Origin of the sequence: Streptomyces sp. BK239 (genome assembly GCF_004217285.1) — a bacterium.
In the GTDB taxonomy this organism is placed as follows: domain Bacteria; phylum Actinomycetota; class Actinomycetes; order Streptomycetales; family Streptomycetaceae; genus Streptomyces.
In genome coordinates this window covers 577,320-590,272 of sequence record NZ_SHKS01000005.1, presented here as the reverse complement: position 1 = coordinate 590,272, position 12,953 = coordinate 577,320, and the positions used below count along the sequence as shown (strand labels likewise).

The 12,953-nt window shown below is 71.1% G+C and carries 13 protein-coding genes; 7 read left to right on the top strand and 6 right to left on the bottom strand.

What is annotated here, in order from left to right:
* Window positions 1-94: 94 nt before the first annotated feature.
* On the bottom strand, window positions 95-1,183 hold the full coding sequence (gene ychF, locus EV567_RS19110; RefSeq protein ID WP_130441592.1) for a redox-regulated ATPase YchF: 1,089 nt from the start codon (window positions 1,181-1,183) through the stop codon (window positions 95-97).
* A 331-nt stretch (window positions 1,184-1,514) separates the two neighbouring features.
* Between ychF and EV567_RS19105 the strand changes: the two genes are divergently transcribed.
* Window positions 1,515-2,042, top strand: coding sequence for a DUF6542 domain-containing protein (locus tag EV567_RS19105; RefSeq protein ID WP_242620892.1), 528 nt, complete (start codon window positions 1,515-1,517; stop codon window positions 2,040-2,042).
* A 50-nt stretch (window positions 2,043-2,092) separates the two neighbouring features.
* On the opposite strand, the gene ppgK is transcribed toward EV567_RS19105, so the two are convergent.
* Entirely contained in the window at window positions 2,093-2,836 is a 744-nt protein-coding gene (gene ppgK, locus EV567_RS19100; protein ID WP_130441590.1) for a polyphosphate--glucose phosphotransferase, read from the bottom strand.
* A 29-nt stretch (window positions 2,837-2,865) separates the two neighbouring features.
* Window positions 2,866-3,903: a 4-hydroxy-3-methylbut-2-enyl diphosphate reductase gene (locus EV567_RS19095; RefSeq protein ID WP_130441588.1), complete on the bottom strand. Its 1,038-nt coding sequence runs from the start codon at window positions 3,901-3,903 to the stop codon at window positions 2,866-2,868.
* 131 nt (window positions 3,904-4,034) lie between these two features.
* Here EV567_RS19095 and xseA point away from each other — a divergent pair, with 131 nt between their 5' ends.
* From xseA to EV567_RS19080, 3 genes are all read left to right on the top strand, one after another.
* Entirely contained in the window at window positions 4,035-5,258 is a 1,224-nt protein-coding gene (xseA, locus tag EV567_RS19090) for an exodeoxyribonuclease VII large subunit (protein WP_130441586.1), read from the top strand.
* Window positions 5,255-5,497: an exodeoxyribonuclease VII small subunit gene (locus tag EV567_RS19085; protein WP_130441584.1), complete on the top strand. Its 243-nt coding sequence runs from the start codon at window positions 5,255-5,257 to the stop codon at window positions 5,495-5,497. Before xseA ends, EV567_RS19085 begins: the two co-directional genes overlap by 4 nt.
* A 186-nt stretch (window positions 5,498-5,683) precedes the next feature.
* A complete protein-coding gene (locus EV567_RS19080; protein ID WP_130441582.1) occupies window positions 5,684-6,274 on the top strand; it encodes a malonic semialdehyde reductase in 591 nt (196 codons plus the stop codon).
* Window positions 6,275-6,497: 223 nt separating this feature from the next.
* Here the strand turns inward: EV567_RS19080 and EV567_RS19075 are convergent, their stop codons facing one another.
* Window positions 6,498-7,022: a DUF4245 domain-containing protein gene (locus EV567_RS19075; RefSeq protein ID WP_130441580.1), complete on the bottom strand. Its 525-nt coding sequence runs from the start codon at window positions 7,020-7,022 to the stop codon at window positions 6,498-6,500.
* A gap of 126 nt (window positions 7,023-7,148) precedes the next feature.
* Between EV567_RS19075 and glpX the strand changes: the two genes are divergently transcribed.
* Window positions 7,149-8,183, top strand: a complete 1,035-nt coding sequence (gene glpX / locus EV567_RS19070; protein WP_130441578.1) for a class II fructose-bisphosphatase — start codon at window positions 7,149-7,151, stop codon at window positions 8,181-8,183.
* A gap of 99 nt (window positions 8,184-8,282) precedes the next feature.
* Here the strand turns inward: glpX and EV567_RS19065 are convergent, their stop codons facing one another.
* Both EV567_RS19065 and EV567_RS19060 read right to left on the bottom strand, forming a co-directional pair.
* Entirely contained in the window at window positions 8,283-8,657 is a 375-nt protein-coding gene (locus tag EV567_RS19065) for a WhiB family transcriptional regulator (RefSeq protein ID WP_130441576.1), read from the bottom strand.
* Window positions 8,658-8,774: 117 nt separating this feature from the next.
* Complete coding sequence (locus EV567_RS19060; protein WP_130441574.1) at window positions 8,775-9,461, bottom strand: DUF1707 domain-containing protein; 687 nt, start codon at window positions 9,459-9,461, stop codon at window positions 8,775-8,777.
* Window positions 9,462-9,653: 192 nt separating this feature from the next.
* Between EV567_RS19060 and EV567_RS19055 the strand changes: the two genes are divergently transcribed.
* Complete coding sequence (locus EV567_RS19055) at window positions 9,654-11,321, top strand: fumarate hydratase (RefSeq protein ID WP_165430420.1); 1,668 nt, start codon at window positions 9,654-9,656, stop codon at window positions 11,319-11,321.
* A gap of 192 nt (window positions 11,322-11,513) precedes the next feature.
* Entirely contained in the window at window positions 11,514-12,899 is a 1,386-nt protein-coding gene (locus tag EV567_RS19050) for a class II fumarate hydratase (RefSeq protein WP_130441570.1), read from the top strand.
* Window positions 12,900-12,953: the final 54 nt, after the last annotated feature.

The following is a 12,953-nucleotide window of genomic DNA, read 5'->3' as shown; positions in this document are numbered from 1 at the left end:
GGCACGGGAAAAAACCAAGGGCCCGACCCCGAAGAGCCGGACCCTCTCTGATCTGCATGTCTGCCAGATCAGCGACGTGGTGATACGTCAGCCACTACACATTGAAGCGGAACTCCACCACATCCCCGTCCTGCATGACGTACTCCTTGCCCTCCATGCGGGCCTTGCCCTTCGCGCGGGCCTCCGCGACCGAACCGGTCTCCACCAGGTCGGCGAAGGAGATGACCTCCGCCTTGATGAAGCCCTTCTGGAAGTCGGTGTGGATGACTCCGGCCGCCTCGGGGGCCGTGGCGCCCTTCTTGATGGTCCAGGCGCGGGACTCCTTGGGGCCGGCCGTGAGGTAGGTCTGGAGGCCGAGGGTGTTGAAGCCGACCCTCGCCAGAGTCGCCAGGCCCGGCTCCTCCGCGCCGACCGACTCCAGAAGCTCCATGGCGTCGGCCTCGTCGAGCTCCGCGAGGTCCGCCTCCAGCTTGGCGTTCAGGAAGATCGCCTCGGCCGGGGCGACCAGGGCGCGCTGCTCGTTCTTGAAGTCCTCGTCCACCAGTTCGTCCTCGTCGACGTTGAAGACGTAGAGGAACGGCTTGGTGGTGAGGAGGTGCAGGTCGTGGAGGAGCTCGTTGCGCTCGGTGCCCTGGACGATGCCGTGCGCGAAGAGCGTGTCGCCCTTCTCCAGGATCTCCTTCGCCTCCTCGACCGCCTTCACCTTCGGGGCGATGTCCTTCTTGATGCGCGACTCCTTCTGGAGGCGCGGCAGGACCTTCTCGATGGTCTGGAGGTCGGCGAGGATCAGCTCGGTGTTGATCGTCTCGATGTCGTCCTTCGGCGAGACCTTGCCGTCGACGTGGACGACGTTCTCGTCCTTGAAGGCACGGATGACCTGGCAGATCGCGTCCGACTCGCGGATGTTGGCGAGGAACTTGTTGCCGAGGCCCTCGCCCTCGCTCGCGCCGCGCACGATGCCGGCGATGTCCACGAAGTCGACGGTCGCCGGGAGGACCCGCTGAGAGCTGAAGATCTCCGCCAGCTTGGCCAGGCGGGGGTCGGGGACGCCGACCACACCGACGTTGGGCTCGATCGTGGCGAACGGGTAGTTGGCCGCGAGCACGTCGTTCTTGGTCAGGGCGTTGAACAGGGTCGACTTGCCGACATTCGGCAGACCGACGATTCCGATCGTGAGCGACACGTTGCGACTTCCCGTAGTCAGAGGGCCAGGGGGCCAGACGGCCAGGGGCCAGCGGGCTGGCCGATCCACCAGTTTACGGCGTGCACGGGACCGGCCCCGCTGGCCTCTCGAACGCAGTCCCGGGGCCCGTCCCCCGGCGTGTCCCGGGCCCGATTCGGCACATTAACCGACCTAAGTTGGTCCGATGGAGCACCACAGGACGCGCCCACGGCAGAGCACCCCGCGAGGCCGCACCCCACCCGTCCCGCTGCAGGTGGGGCGGCACGGGGGCAGTGGTGGTGGAGGCCGGGGCGGGGAGAGAGGCAAGGGCCCGGGGGGCGCCGGGCGGCCCGTGCGGGGCAACGGGCCGGCCGGGCGCGGCTACGACGCCGTCCGCCGGCGGCCGCTCGGCGGCGCCAGGCCCGCGCCGGCCGCTCCGCCCGCCGCGTCGCCCGTACGGCGTCTGCCGAACCCCCGGCTCACCGGGCTCGGGGCCGGTCTCCTCTTCGGGGGGACGGCGCTCGCGCTGGGGTGGGTCGACGAGCTGCTGTTCGGGGCCTCGCCGACGGTGTACGGCGTGCTGTTCCTGCCCCTCTGTGTGCTGGCCGGCCTCTGGGTGAGCGGGACGGAACTGGTGGCGGCGCCGGTCGTCGTACCGATCGCCTACACGCTGGGGCTGCTGCCGATGACCGAGGCGGGGGACGGGATCGGGCATCGGCTGATGAGTCTGTTCACCGCCCTGGGCACGCAGGTCGGCTGGCTGTACAGCGGGACGCTGGTGGCGGGGCTGGTGGCGCTGGGCCGGGGCCTGGCGCGGATGGCCCGCCGCCGCAGGGCCGCCCTGCGGCAGAGGGCTGTGCGGGGCGGTGGCAGGCGGTAGCCCGAAGGGGAGGCGGGGCGGGCGGGGAGAATCCCTCCCGCCCCGTCCTGTCAGTGCTTGGCGGCGTGCATCGCCGCGCCCACGATCCCCGCGTTGTTCTGCAGCTGCGCCGGGACGATCTCCGCCTTGATGCCCTCGATGTAGTGCAGGAACTTCTCCGACTTGCGGCTGACGCCGCCGCCGATGATGAAGAGTTCCGGTGAGAACAGCATCTCGACGTGCGCCAGGTACTTCTGCACGCGGTGGGCCCAGTGCTCCCACGTCAGGTCGTTGTCCTCCTTGGCCTTGCTGGAGGCGCGCTTCTCCGCGTCGTGGCCCTTCAGTTCGAGGTGGCCCAGCTCGGTGTTGGGGACGAGTGCGCCGTCCACGAAGACGGCGCTGCCGATGCCCGTGCCGAAGGTCAGCAGGATCACGGTGCCGCTGCGGTCGCGGCCGGCGCCGAAGGCGATCTCGGCGACGCCCGCCGCGTCCGCGTCGTTGACCACTGTGACCGGCAGGCCGCCGAGCCGCTCGCTGAAGAGGGCCCGCGCGTCCGTGTCGATCCAGTTCTTGTCCACGTTGGCCGCCGTGCGGACGTGGGATCCGCCGGTGACCACACCCGGGAAGGTGAGGCCGACCGGGCCCGTCCAGCCGTAGTGCTCGACGACCTGCTTCACGCCGTCGGCCACGCCGTCGGGCGTCGCCGGGTGCGGGGTGAGCACCTTGAAGCGCTCCTCCGCCAGGTCGCCCCTGTCCAGGTCCACCGGGGCGCCCTTGATTCCGGATCCGCCGATGTCCACGCCGAAGATCTGCATGGCTCCACGTTACGACGGCCGACTGACAGTCACTCAGCGGGTGCCGGGGAGTCCGCTCCCGCCGCACCGCTGCCGCCGCGCTGGGCGACCAGTGCCGCCGCCTCCTCGCGCAGGTCGCGGCGGAGTTCCTTGGGCAGGGAGAAGGTGATGTGCTCGTCGGCGGCCTTGACCAGTTCCACGTCCTCGTAGCCGCGCTCGGCGAGCCAGGCGAGGACCTCCTCGACGAGGACCTCGGGGACGGACGCGCCGGAGGTGACGCCGACCGTGGTGACGCCCTCCAGCCAGGCCTCCTCGATCTCGCTCGCGAAGTCCACCAGGAAGGACTCGCGCGCGCCGGCCAGCTTGGCGACCTCGACGAGCCGCTTGGAGTTGGAGGAGTTGCGCGACCCGACGACGATCACCAGCTCCGCCTCGGCGCCCATCTGCTTCACCGCGAGCTGACGGTTCTGCGTGGCGTAGCAGATGTCGTCGCTGGGCGGGGAGATGAGCTGCGGGAACTTCTCCTTGAGCGCGTCCACCGTCTCCATGGTCTCGTCCACGCTCAGCGTGGTCTGGGACAGCCAGACGACCTTGGAGGGGTCGCGGACCTCGACGCCCGCGACGTCGCCGGGGCCGTCGACGAGCTGGATGTGGTCGGGGGCCTCGCCGGAGGTGCCGATGACCTCCTCGTGGCCCTCGTGCCCGATCAGCAGGATGTCGTAGTCGTCGTCGGCGAAGCGGACGGCTTCCTTGTGGACCTTGGTGACCAGGGGGCAGGTGGCGTCGATGGTGGCGAGGCGGCCGCGCCGGGCCTCGTCGTGGACGACGGGGGCCACGCCGTGGGCGGAGAACATGACGATGTTGCCCGGGGGCACCTCCTCCGTCCGCTCGACGAAGATCGCGCCCTTCTTCTCCAGGGTCTGCACGACGTACTTGTTGTGGACGATCTCGTGGCGGACGTAGACGGGGGCGCCGTACTGCTCCAGGGCTTTCTCGACGGCGATCACGGCGCGGTCCACACCGGCGCAGTAGCCCCTCGGGGCGGCGAGCAGGACACGGCGGCCAGGCGAAGCAGTCATGTGGTCCATCGTAAGGCCGGGTGCCGGCCACCGATGGCGGCCGGGGGCTGCCGCCCCCAGGCCGCCGCTCCGGCCCCGACGGGCCTCGTCCTCGAACGCCGACGGGCTGAAATGTCAGTCGCGGCCACTACCCTCGCCGCATGGCTGTCAACACGTCCGCGGACGCCCCGCTGCCGGTCGGCGAGGTGTCCCGGCTCATCGGGGGGTGGATCGACCGGCTCGGCGCGGTGTGGGTCGAGGGGCAGATCACCCAGTTGTCGCGGCGTCCGGGCGCGGGCGTCGTGTTTCTCACCCTGCGGGATCCGTCGTACGACGTCTCCGTGAGCGTGACCTGCTTCCGGCAGGCTTTCGACGCGGTCGCGGACGTCGTCGGGGAGGGCGCGCGGGTCGTCGTCCACGCCAAGCCGGAGTGGTACGCGCCGCGTGGGCAGCTGTCGCTGCGGGCGGTCGAGATCCGGCCGGTGGGCGTCGGGGAGCTGCTGGCGCGGCTCGAACAGCTGAAGAAGTCGCTGGGGGCGGAGGGGCTGTTCGCCCGGGAGCGCAAGAAGCCCCTGCCGTTCCTGCCGCAGCTGATCGGGCTGGTCTGCGGGCGGGCCTCGGCCGCCGAGCGGGACGTGCTGGAGAACGCCCGGCACCGCTGGCCCGCCGTCCGCTTCGAGGTGCGCAACGTCGCGGTGCAGGGGGTGCACGCGGTGCCGCAGGTCGTGCAGGCGGTGAAGGAGCTGGACGCCATGCCCGACGTGGACGTGATCATCGTCGCCCGGGGCGGCGGGAGCGTGGAGGACCTGCTGCCGTTCTCCGACGAGCAGCTGGTCCGGGCGGTCGCGGCCTGCCGCACGCCGGTGGTGTCGGCGATCGGGCACGAGCCCGACAATCCGCTGCTGGACCATGTGGCGGACCTGCGGGCCTCGACGCCGACCGACGCGGCGAAGAAGGTCGTGCCGGACGTGGGCGAGGAGCTGGAGCGGGTGCGGATGCTGCGCGGCCGGGCGCGGCGGTGCGTGGAGGCGCTCGTGGAGCGGGAGGAGCGGGGGCTCGCCCATGCGCTGGCGCGGCCCGTGATACAGGATCCGCACCGGATGATCGAGGAGCGGGCGGACCACGTCACCTCGCTCACCGACCGGTCGCGGCGCACGCTGGGGCACCTCCTGGACCGCGCCGACTCCGAGCTGACGCACACGCACGCGCGCGTGGTGGCGCTGTCCCCGGCCGCGACGCTGAAACGGGGGTACGCCGTGCTGCAGAAGGCCGACGGGCATGTGGTCCGGGGGCCGGAGGAGGTGGCGGCGGCGGAGCCGCTGCGGGCGCGGGTCGCCGAGGGCGAGTTCATGGTGATTGTCGACGAGCAGGGATCGGGTGCATGACGAGCAGGACGGACGAGGCGCTCGGATACGAGCAGGCGCGCGACGAGCTGATCGAGGTGGTGCGCCGCCTGGAGGCGGGGGGCACGACGCTGGAGGAGTCCCTCGCCCTGTGGGAGCGGGGTGAGGAGCTGGCCAAGGTGTGCCGGCGCTGGCTGGAGGGCGCCCGGGCCCGGCTGGACGCGGCGCTCGCCGAGGAGGAGGACGGGGAGGGGGGCGGGAGCCCCTCCGGGGACGCCTGAAGGAGGGCGCGTGAGGCTCCGGGTGGCCCGTGACGCCTCACGCGCACACCAGCACTCCGTGAGGTGGATCACGTCATCCCCCTCACATCCCCGCCTTGTTGAACGTTGAACTTCTTTGGCGTACGGTCTTCCTGTCAGCCGGTCCGGCGCCGTCGGATCGGGACGCGCATTGGAGGAAGTTCCCGCATGTCTTTCGTTCTTGACCCCGCCGCCCAGGACCTGCTGTTCCGCGAGGCCCACACCGCCAACGCGTTCACCGACGAGCAGGTCACCGACGAGCAGGTGCAGGCGATCTACGACCTGGTCAAGTACGGCCCGACCGCCTTCAACCAGACCCCGCTGCGCATCACCCTGGTCCGCTCCCCCGAGGCCCGTGAGCGCCTGGTGCAGCACATGGCCGAGGGCAACCAGGCCAAGACCGCCGCCGCGCCGCTGGTCGCGATCCTCTCCGCCGACAACGAGTTCCACGAGGAGCTGCCGACCCTGTTCCCGGCGTTCCCGCAGGCCAAGGACCTCTTCTTCGCCGAGCGCACCGCCCGTGAGGGCTCCGCCACGGTGAACGCCGCCCTCCAGGCCGCGTACTTCATCGTCGGCGTCCGCGCCGCGGGTCTCGCCGCCGGCCCGATGACCGGCTTCGACTTCGAGGGCGTCCGCAAGGAGTTCCTGGACGACGACCACACCCCGCTGATGGTCGTCAACATCGGCAAGCCGGCCGAGAACGCGTCCTACCCGCGCTCCCCGCGCCTGGCCTACGACGACGTGGTCACCACCGTCTGAGCGGCAACCGCATGACGCAGGCCCCCGGCGATGACCGCCGGGGGCCTGCTTCGCGTCGGGGGCAGCGCGCCTCGGCCGCCGCAGCCCACACCGCCGCAGCGCCTAGGCCACCTGACCGGTCACCGGCTTCAGCGCCGGGCCACGTGACCGCTCGCCGGCTTCAGCGCCGGGCCACCAGGCAGCTCACGCCACCTTCAGCGTCGGGCTTGGGCCACCGGGCAGCTCACGCCGTCTTCAGTGCCTGGGCCATCTGTGTCAGCCCGGCCCACGACGCGGTGCCGGCCACCACGGTCGTCGAGCCGTCCGCGGCTTCCTGCACCAGCGCGTTGTAGCGGCCGTCGGCGTAGCGGACCCAGGTCCGGCCCGCCAGCTGCTCCGTCCTGTCCGTCCGGCGGGCGCTCTGCGTCGCCTTCTCGACGAACGTGGAGCGCTTCTCGGTGGACTGCTCAATCTGCACGTACTCCCCGTCCGGGGTGTGGAAGCCCAGGTGCCAGGCGTCGAACTGGTCGCCCCGGAACCGCACCGACGTCGCCTTCCACGTCGCCGGCAGCCCCTCGGGCGCCGCGACCGGGTACGAGGCCGCGCGGCGGGCGGTGAGGAGCTCCACGCGGTAGTCGACCGCCTTGGTCTCGGGCGGGGTGTCGTCGTGCGGAACGAACATGTACATCACCAAGCCGGCGACCATGATCAGGCCCAGGGAGAGCACCATGTCCCGGACCGTCTGCGTCTTGCCTTTCCTACCTGCCACGCCCCTATCGTCGCAGGTGCCCGGGCCGCTCATCCGTGGGGTCCCCTGCTCATTTTGTCGGACTGGCGATAGAGTCAGCTTTCGAACCCTCATACGGCCGTCGCCGTATCAGAAAGGTGCGCTCCGATGACCGAGCATCATCATCTCCCGTCCGAGCTGGACGTTCCCTCCGAGGCGCCCGACCGCAACCTCGCCCTCGAACTCGTCCGCGTGACCGAAGCCGCCGCGATGGCCGCGGGCCGCTGGGTGGGGCGCGGCGACAAGAACGGCGCCGACGGCGCCGCGGTACGCGCCATGCGGACCCTCGTCTCCACGGTGTCGATGAACGGCGTGGTCGTCATCGGCGAGGGCGAGAAGGACGAGGCGCCGATGCTCTTCAACGGCGAGCGCGTCGGCGACGGGACCGGCCCCGAGGTGGACATCGCCGTCGACCCGATCGACGGCACCACGCTCACGGCCAAGGGCATGCCGAACGCGATCGCCGTCCTCGCCGCCACCGAGCGCGGGGCCATGTTCGACCCGTCCGCCGTGTTCTACATGGACAAACTGGTCACCGGCCCCGAGGCCGCCGACTTCGTGGACATCGACGCGCCGGTCTCGGTGAACATCCGCCGGGTCGCGAAGGCCAAGCGGGGCACGCCCGAGGACGTCACCGTCGTCATCCTGGACCGGCCGCGGCACCAGGGCCTCATAGAGGAGATCCGGGCGACCGGGGCCCGCATCAAGCTGATCTCCGACGGCGACGTGGCCGGCTCCATCCTGGCTCTGCGCGAGGGCACCGGCATCGACCTGCTGCTCGGCGTGGGCGGGACGCCCGAGGGCATCATCTCGGCCTGTGCCGTGAAGTGCCTGGGCGGCACCATCCAGGGCAAGCTGTGGCCCAAGGACGACGAGGAGCGGCAGCGGGCGATCGACGCCGGGCACGACCTGGACCGGGTGCTGACGACCGAGGACCTCGTCCAGGGCGAGAACGTGTTCTTCGTCGCCACCGGCATCACCGACGGTGAGCTGCTGCGGGGGGTGCGGTACCGGGCGGAGACGGCCACGACCGACTCGATCGTGATGCGCTCCAAGTCGGGCACGGTCCGGCGGATCGACTCCGAGCACCGGCTGAGCAAGCTGCGGGCGTACTCGGCGATCGACTTCGACCGCGCGAAGTAGCCGCGCGGGCCGTTCGAGGAGATCCGCGTCCCGACGAAGAACCGCCGGGTCCGGGACCGGGAAGGGCGCCCCCTGTGCGGAGGGGGCGCCCTTCCCGCGTCAGCCTGCCGCGGCTATGCGGCCCGTGGTGTGCGCCGCCTTCAGGTCGAGGTCGCGGCGGCGGCGCCGGGCCAGGACCACGCGGCGTTCGGCGGCGGTGAGGCCGCCCCAGACGCCGTACGGCTCGGGCTGCAGCAGGGCGTGCTCGCGGCACTCCACCATCACGGGGCACCGGGCGCAGACCCGCTTGGCCGCCTCCTCGCGCGAGAGCCGGGCGGCGGTCGGCTCCTTCGACGGGGCGAAGAACAGCCCCGCCTCGTCGCGCCGGCACACCGCCTCGGTGTGCCATGGAGCGTCTTGGTCCCTGTCGCGCGCTGACACCCGCTGGGCCGGTACGGCGGCTACCTGCAAGGACGAATGCGGCGGTTGCAGCACGGTCTACTCCTGACGACGGCTTCGCGAGCGAGAGACGACGCAGCAAGCCCTACCCGCTGTGCGCGCGCCTATGCACAGGGTTCCCAGCCGCCGCCTGGGGAACCGCTTCGACCGGCGTCACCGGTCGAGGTGTCTGCGCAGGCTCTTGTCGACCTTGCGATGGACGCGGTCAAGGATGTCCGCGACGAGCCGCCCGCGCTTCGGCCGGCCCTCGATGTTGCCGAGGACGGCCCATCCGTCGACGTAGACCACCGGGGCGTCCGGCTCGGGCGAGTCGAGCGTCTCCACCTCGAAGTGGCCGAGGACGCCGCCGCCGGTGCCGCGCAGCGAGACGTTCTCCGGGACGTGGACCTCGACGTTGCCGAAGACGGAGATGGCCTTGATGACGACCTGCCGGTACTCGAACAGGGCCTCGCTGAGGTCGATCTCGACGCTGCCGAAGATCGCGTATGCGTGGATGCGGCGGCCCGCGCGCCAGCGGCCCTTGCGGACGTTCGCGCTGAAGATCGCGACCAGGTTGTCGTCCGGGTCGGCGGGGATCGCGCCGGCCGGCGGGCGGTTGGGGGCGGACGCGTGGGGCGGGGCGTGCCGCTGGTGGGCGGCGGGCAGATCCCGTATGTAGACGTCCAGTTCGCCGACCGTCTTGGCGCCGAGGACGCCCTCGACGCGCTCGGCGTGCTCATCGGCGGTGAGCCGGCCCTCGGCGAGGGCGTCGCGCAGGATGTCGGCGATACGGTCGCGGTCGGCGTCCGAGGCGCGCAGCTCGGCGGCGGCAGCGGGGGCGGTCTGCTTCTGAAGGTCCACGGCAGCAGCGTACCCAAACACGATAGATCGCGATAGTCCCCCGATCGGGTGTCGCGGACGGGCCCGCCGGACGGAGCCGGCCGCCGAACTGAGCCTTACCTCACAAGCCCGGCCCCTCCGGGCAGGTTCTACGCTGGTGGGCGCTGCCAACGGAGGTCAGCCGCGCTGTCTGTCGAGTGAGGAATGGGCGAGATGCCTGAGTTCGAGTACACCGATCTGCTCCCCATGGGAGAGGACACCACCCCCTACCGGCTGGTGACCTCCGAGGGTGTCTCCACCTTCGAGGCCGACGGGCGGACCTTCCTCAAGGTGGAGCCTGAGGCGCTGCGCAAGCTCGCCGCCGAGGCGATCCACGACATCCAGCACTACCTGCGCCCGGCCCACCTCGCGCAGCTGCGGCGGATCGTCGACGACCCCGAGGCGTCGGCCAACGACAAGTTCGTGGCGCTGGACCTGCTGAAGAACGCCAACATCGCGGCCGCCGGCGTGCTGCCGATGTGCCAGGACACCGGCACGGCGATCGTGATGGGCAAGCGCGGCCAGAACGTGCTGACCGAGGGCGGCGACGAGGCGGCCCTGAGCCGCGGCATCTACGACGCCTACCTGAACCTCAACCTGCGCTACTCGCAGATGGCTCCGCTCACCATGTGGGAGGAGAAGAACACCGGATCCAACCTCCCGGCGCAGATCGAGCTGTACGCCACCGACGGCGGCGCTTACAAGTTCCTGTTCATGGCCAAGGGCGGCGGCTCCGCCAACAAGTCGTTCCTCTACCAGGAGACGAAGGCCGTCCTGAACGAGGCCTCCATGATGAAGTTCCTGGAGGAGAAGATCCGTTCGCTGGGCACGGCCGCCTGCCCGCCGTACCACCTGGCGATCGTCGTCGGCGGCACCAGCGCGGAGTACGCGCTGAAGACCGCGAAGTACGCCTCCGCGCACTACCTGGACGAGATCCCGGCCGAGGGTTCGCCGCTCGGGCACGGGTTCCGGGACAAGGAGCTGGAGGAGAAGGTCTTCGAGCTGACGCAGAAGATCGGGATCGGCGCGCAGTTCGGCGGCAAGTACTTCTGCCACGACGTGCGCGTGGTGCGGCTGCCCCGGCACGGCGCGTCCTGCCCGGTCGCGATCGCCGTCTCCTGCTCGGCCGACCGCCAGGCCGTCGCGAAGATCACCGCCGAGGGCGTCTTCCTGGAGCAGCTGGAGACCGACCCGGCGCGGTTCCTGCCGGACACCACCGACGAGCACCTCGACGAGTCGTCCGACGTGGTCAGGATCGACCTGAACCAGCCGATGGACGACATCCTCGCCGAGCTGACGAAGTACCCGGTGAAGACCCGGCTGTCGCTGACCGGCCCGCTGGTCGTGGCCCGCGACATCGCGCACGCCAAGATCAAGGAGCGGCTGGACGCCGGCGAGGAGATGCCGCAGTACCTGAAGGACCACCCGGTGTACTACGCGGGCCCGGCCAAGACCCCCGAGGGCTACGCGTCGGGCTCGTTCGGTCCGACGACGGCCGGGCGCATGGACTCCTACGTCGAGCAGTTCCAGGCGGCGGGCGGCTCCAGGGTGATGCTGGCCAAGGGCAACCGCTCCCAGCAGGTCACCGACGCGTGCGGCGCGCACGGCGGCTTCTACCTCGGCTCGATCGGCGGTCCCGCCGCCCGGCTCGCGCAGGACTGCATCAAGAAGGTCGAGGTCGTCGAGTACGAGGAGCTCGGCATGGAGGCCGTGTGGAAGATCGAGGTCGAGGACTTCCCGGCGTTCATCGTCGTCGACGACAAGGGCAACGACTTCTTCAAGGACCCCGCCCCCGCCCCGACGTTCACCTCGATCCCGGTGCGCGGCCCCGGCCTGGCGTGATCCGCTGAGCGGACGCCCGCCCCCGGTCGCGCCAGGGGGCGGGCGTCCGTTCGCCGGTGCGAGCCGGGTGAGGCCTGTGGCCGGCCCGGGCAGGCTTCGCCGAGGCGTGCGTCACAGGATGCGCGCGGGGCCGTCCCGGGACGTTCACCGGGCCGCAGGAACATCACCGGCGTTTCGATCGCTGTACAGGGCATGAGCGACTACCGCATCGAACACGACTCCATGGGCGAGGTCCGCGTCCCCGCGCACGCGAAGTGGCGGGCGCAGACGCAGCGCGCGGTGGAGAACTTCCCCGTCTCCGGGCAGCGCATCGAGCGCGCGCACATCGAGGCGCTCGCCCGGATCAAGCAGGCGGCGGCCAAGGTCAACGCCGAGCTGGGGGTCCTGGACAAGGACGTCGCGCAGGCGGTCCAGGACGCGGCCGGGGAGGTCGCCGCGGGCGACTGGGACGAGCACTTCCCCGTCGACGTGTTCCAGACCGGCTCGGGCACCTCGTCCAACATGAACGCCAACGAGGTGATCGCCACCCTGGCGAGCGAGCGGCTGGGCCGGGACGTGCACCCCAACGACCACGTCAACGCCTCGCAGTCCTCCAACGACGTGTTCCCCTCGTCGATCCACATCGCCGCGACCGCCGCCGTCACCCGGGACCTCATCCCGGCCCTGGAGCATCTCGCCGAGGCCCTCGGCCGCAAGGCGGAGGAGTTCGCCGACGTGGTGAAGTCGGGGCGCACGCATCTGATGGACGCCACCCCGGTGACGCTGGGGCAGGAGTTCGGCGGGTACGCCGCGCAGGTGCGCTACGGAGTGGAGCGGCTGCGAGCCTCCCTCCCCCGGCTGGCCGAGCTGCCGCTGGGCGGCACCGCCGTCGGCACCGGCATCAACACGCCGCCGGGCTTCTCCGCGGCCGTGATCGAGGAGGTCGCCCGGGTCACCGGACTGCCGCTGACGGAGGCCCGCGACCACTTCGAGGCGCAGGGCGCGCGGGACGGCATCGTCGAGACGAGCGGGCAGCTGAGGACCGTCGCGGTGGGCCTGACGAAGATCGCCAACGATCTGCGCTGGATGGCGTCGGGGCCGATGACCGGGCTGGCGGAGATCAGCCTCCCCGACCTCCAGCCCGGCTCCTCGATCATGCCGGGCAAGGTGAACCCGGTGATCCCGGAGGCGGTGCTGATGGTCGCCGCGCAGGTCGTCGGCAATGACGCCACCGTCGCCACCGCGGGGGCGGCCGGCAACTTCGAGCTCAACGTGATGCTCCCGGTGATCGCCAAGAACGTCCTGGAGTCGGTGCGGCTGCTGGCCAATGCCTCGCGGCTGCTCGCCGACCGGACCGTGGACGGCATCGTCGCGCACCGCGAACGCGCCCGGGAGTACGCGGAGTCCTCGCCGTCCGTGGTGACCCCGCTCAACAAGTACATCGGGTACGAGGAGGCCGCGAAGGTGGCCAAGAAGGCGCTGGCGGAGCGGAAGACGATCCGGGAGGCGGTGCTCGACGGCGGCTACGTGGAGCGGGGCGACCTGACGCTCCAGCAGCTCGACGAGGCGCTGGATGTCCTGCGGATGACGCGCCCGTGACCTTTCGCCGCTGACGGGCGAACCGTGACACGAACCGCAGCGTCGGGTGCCCGG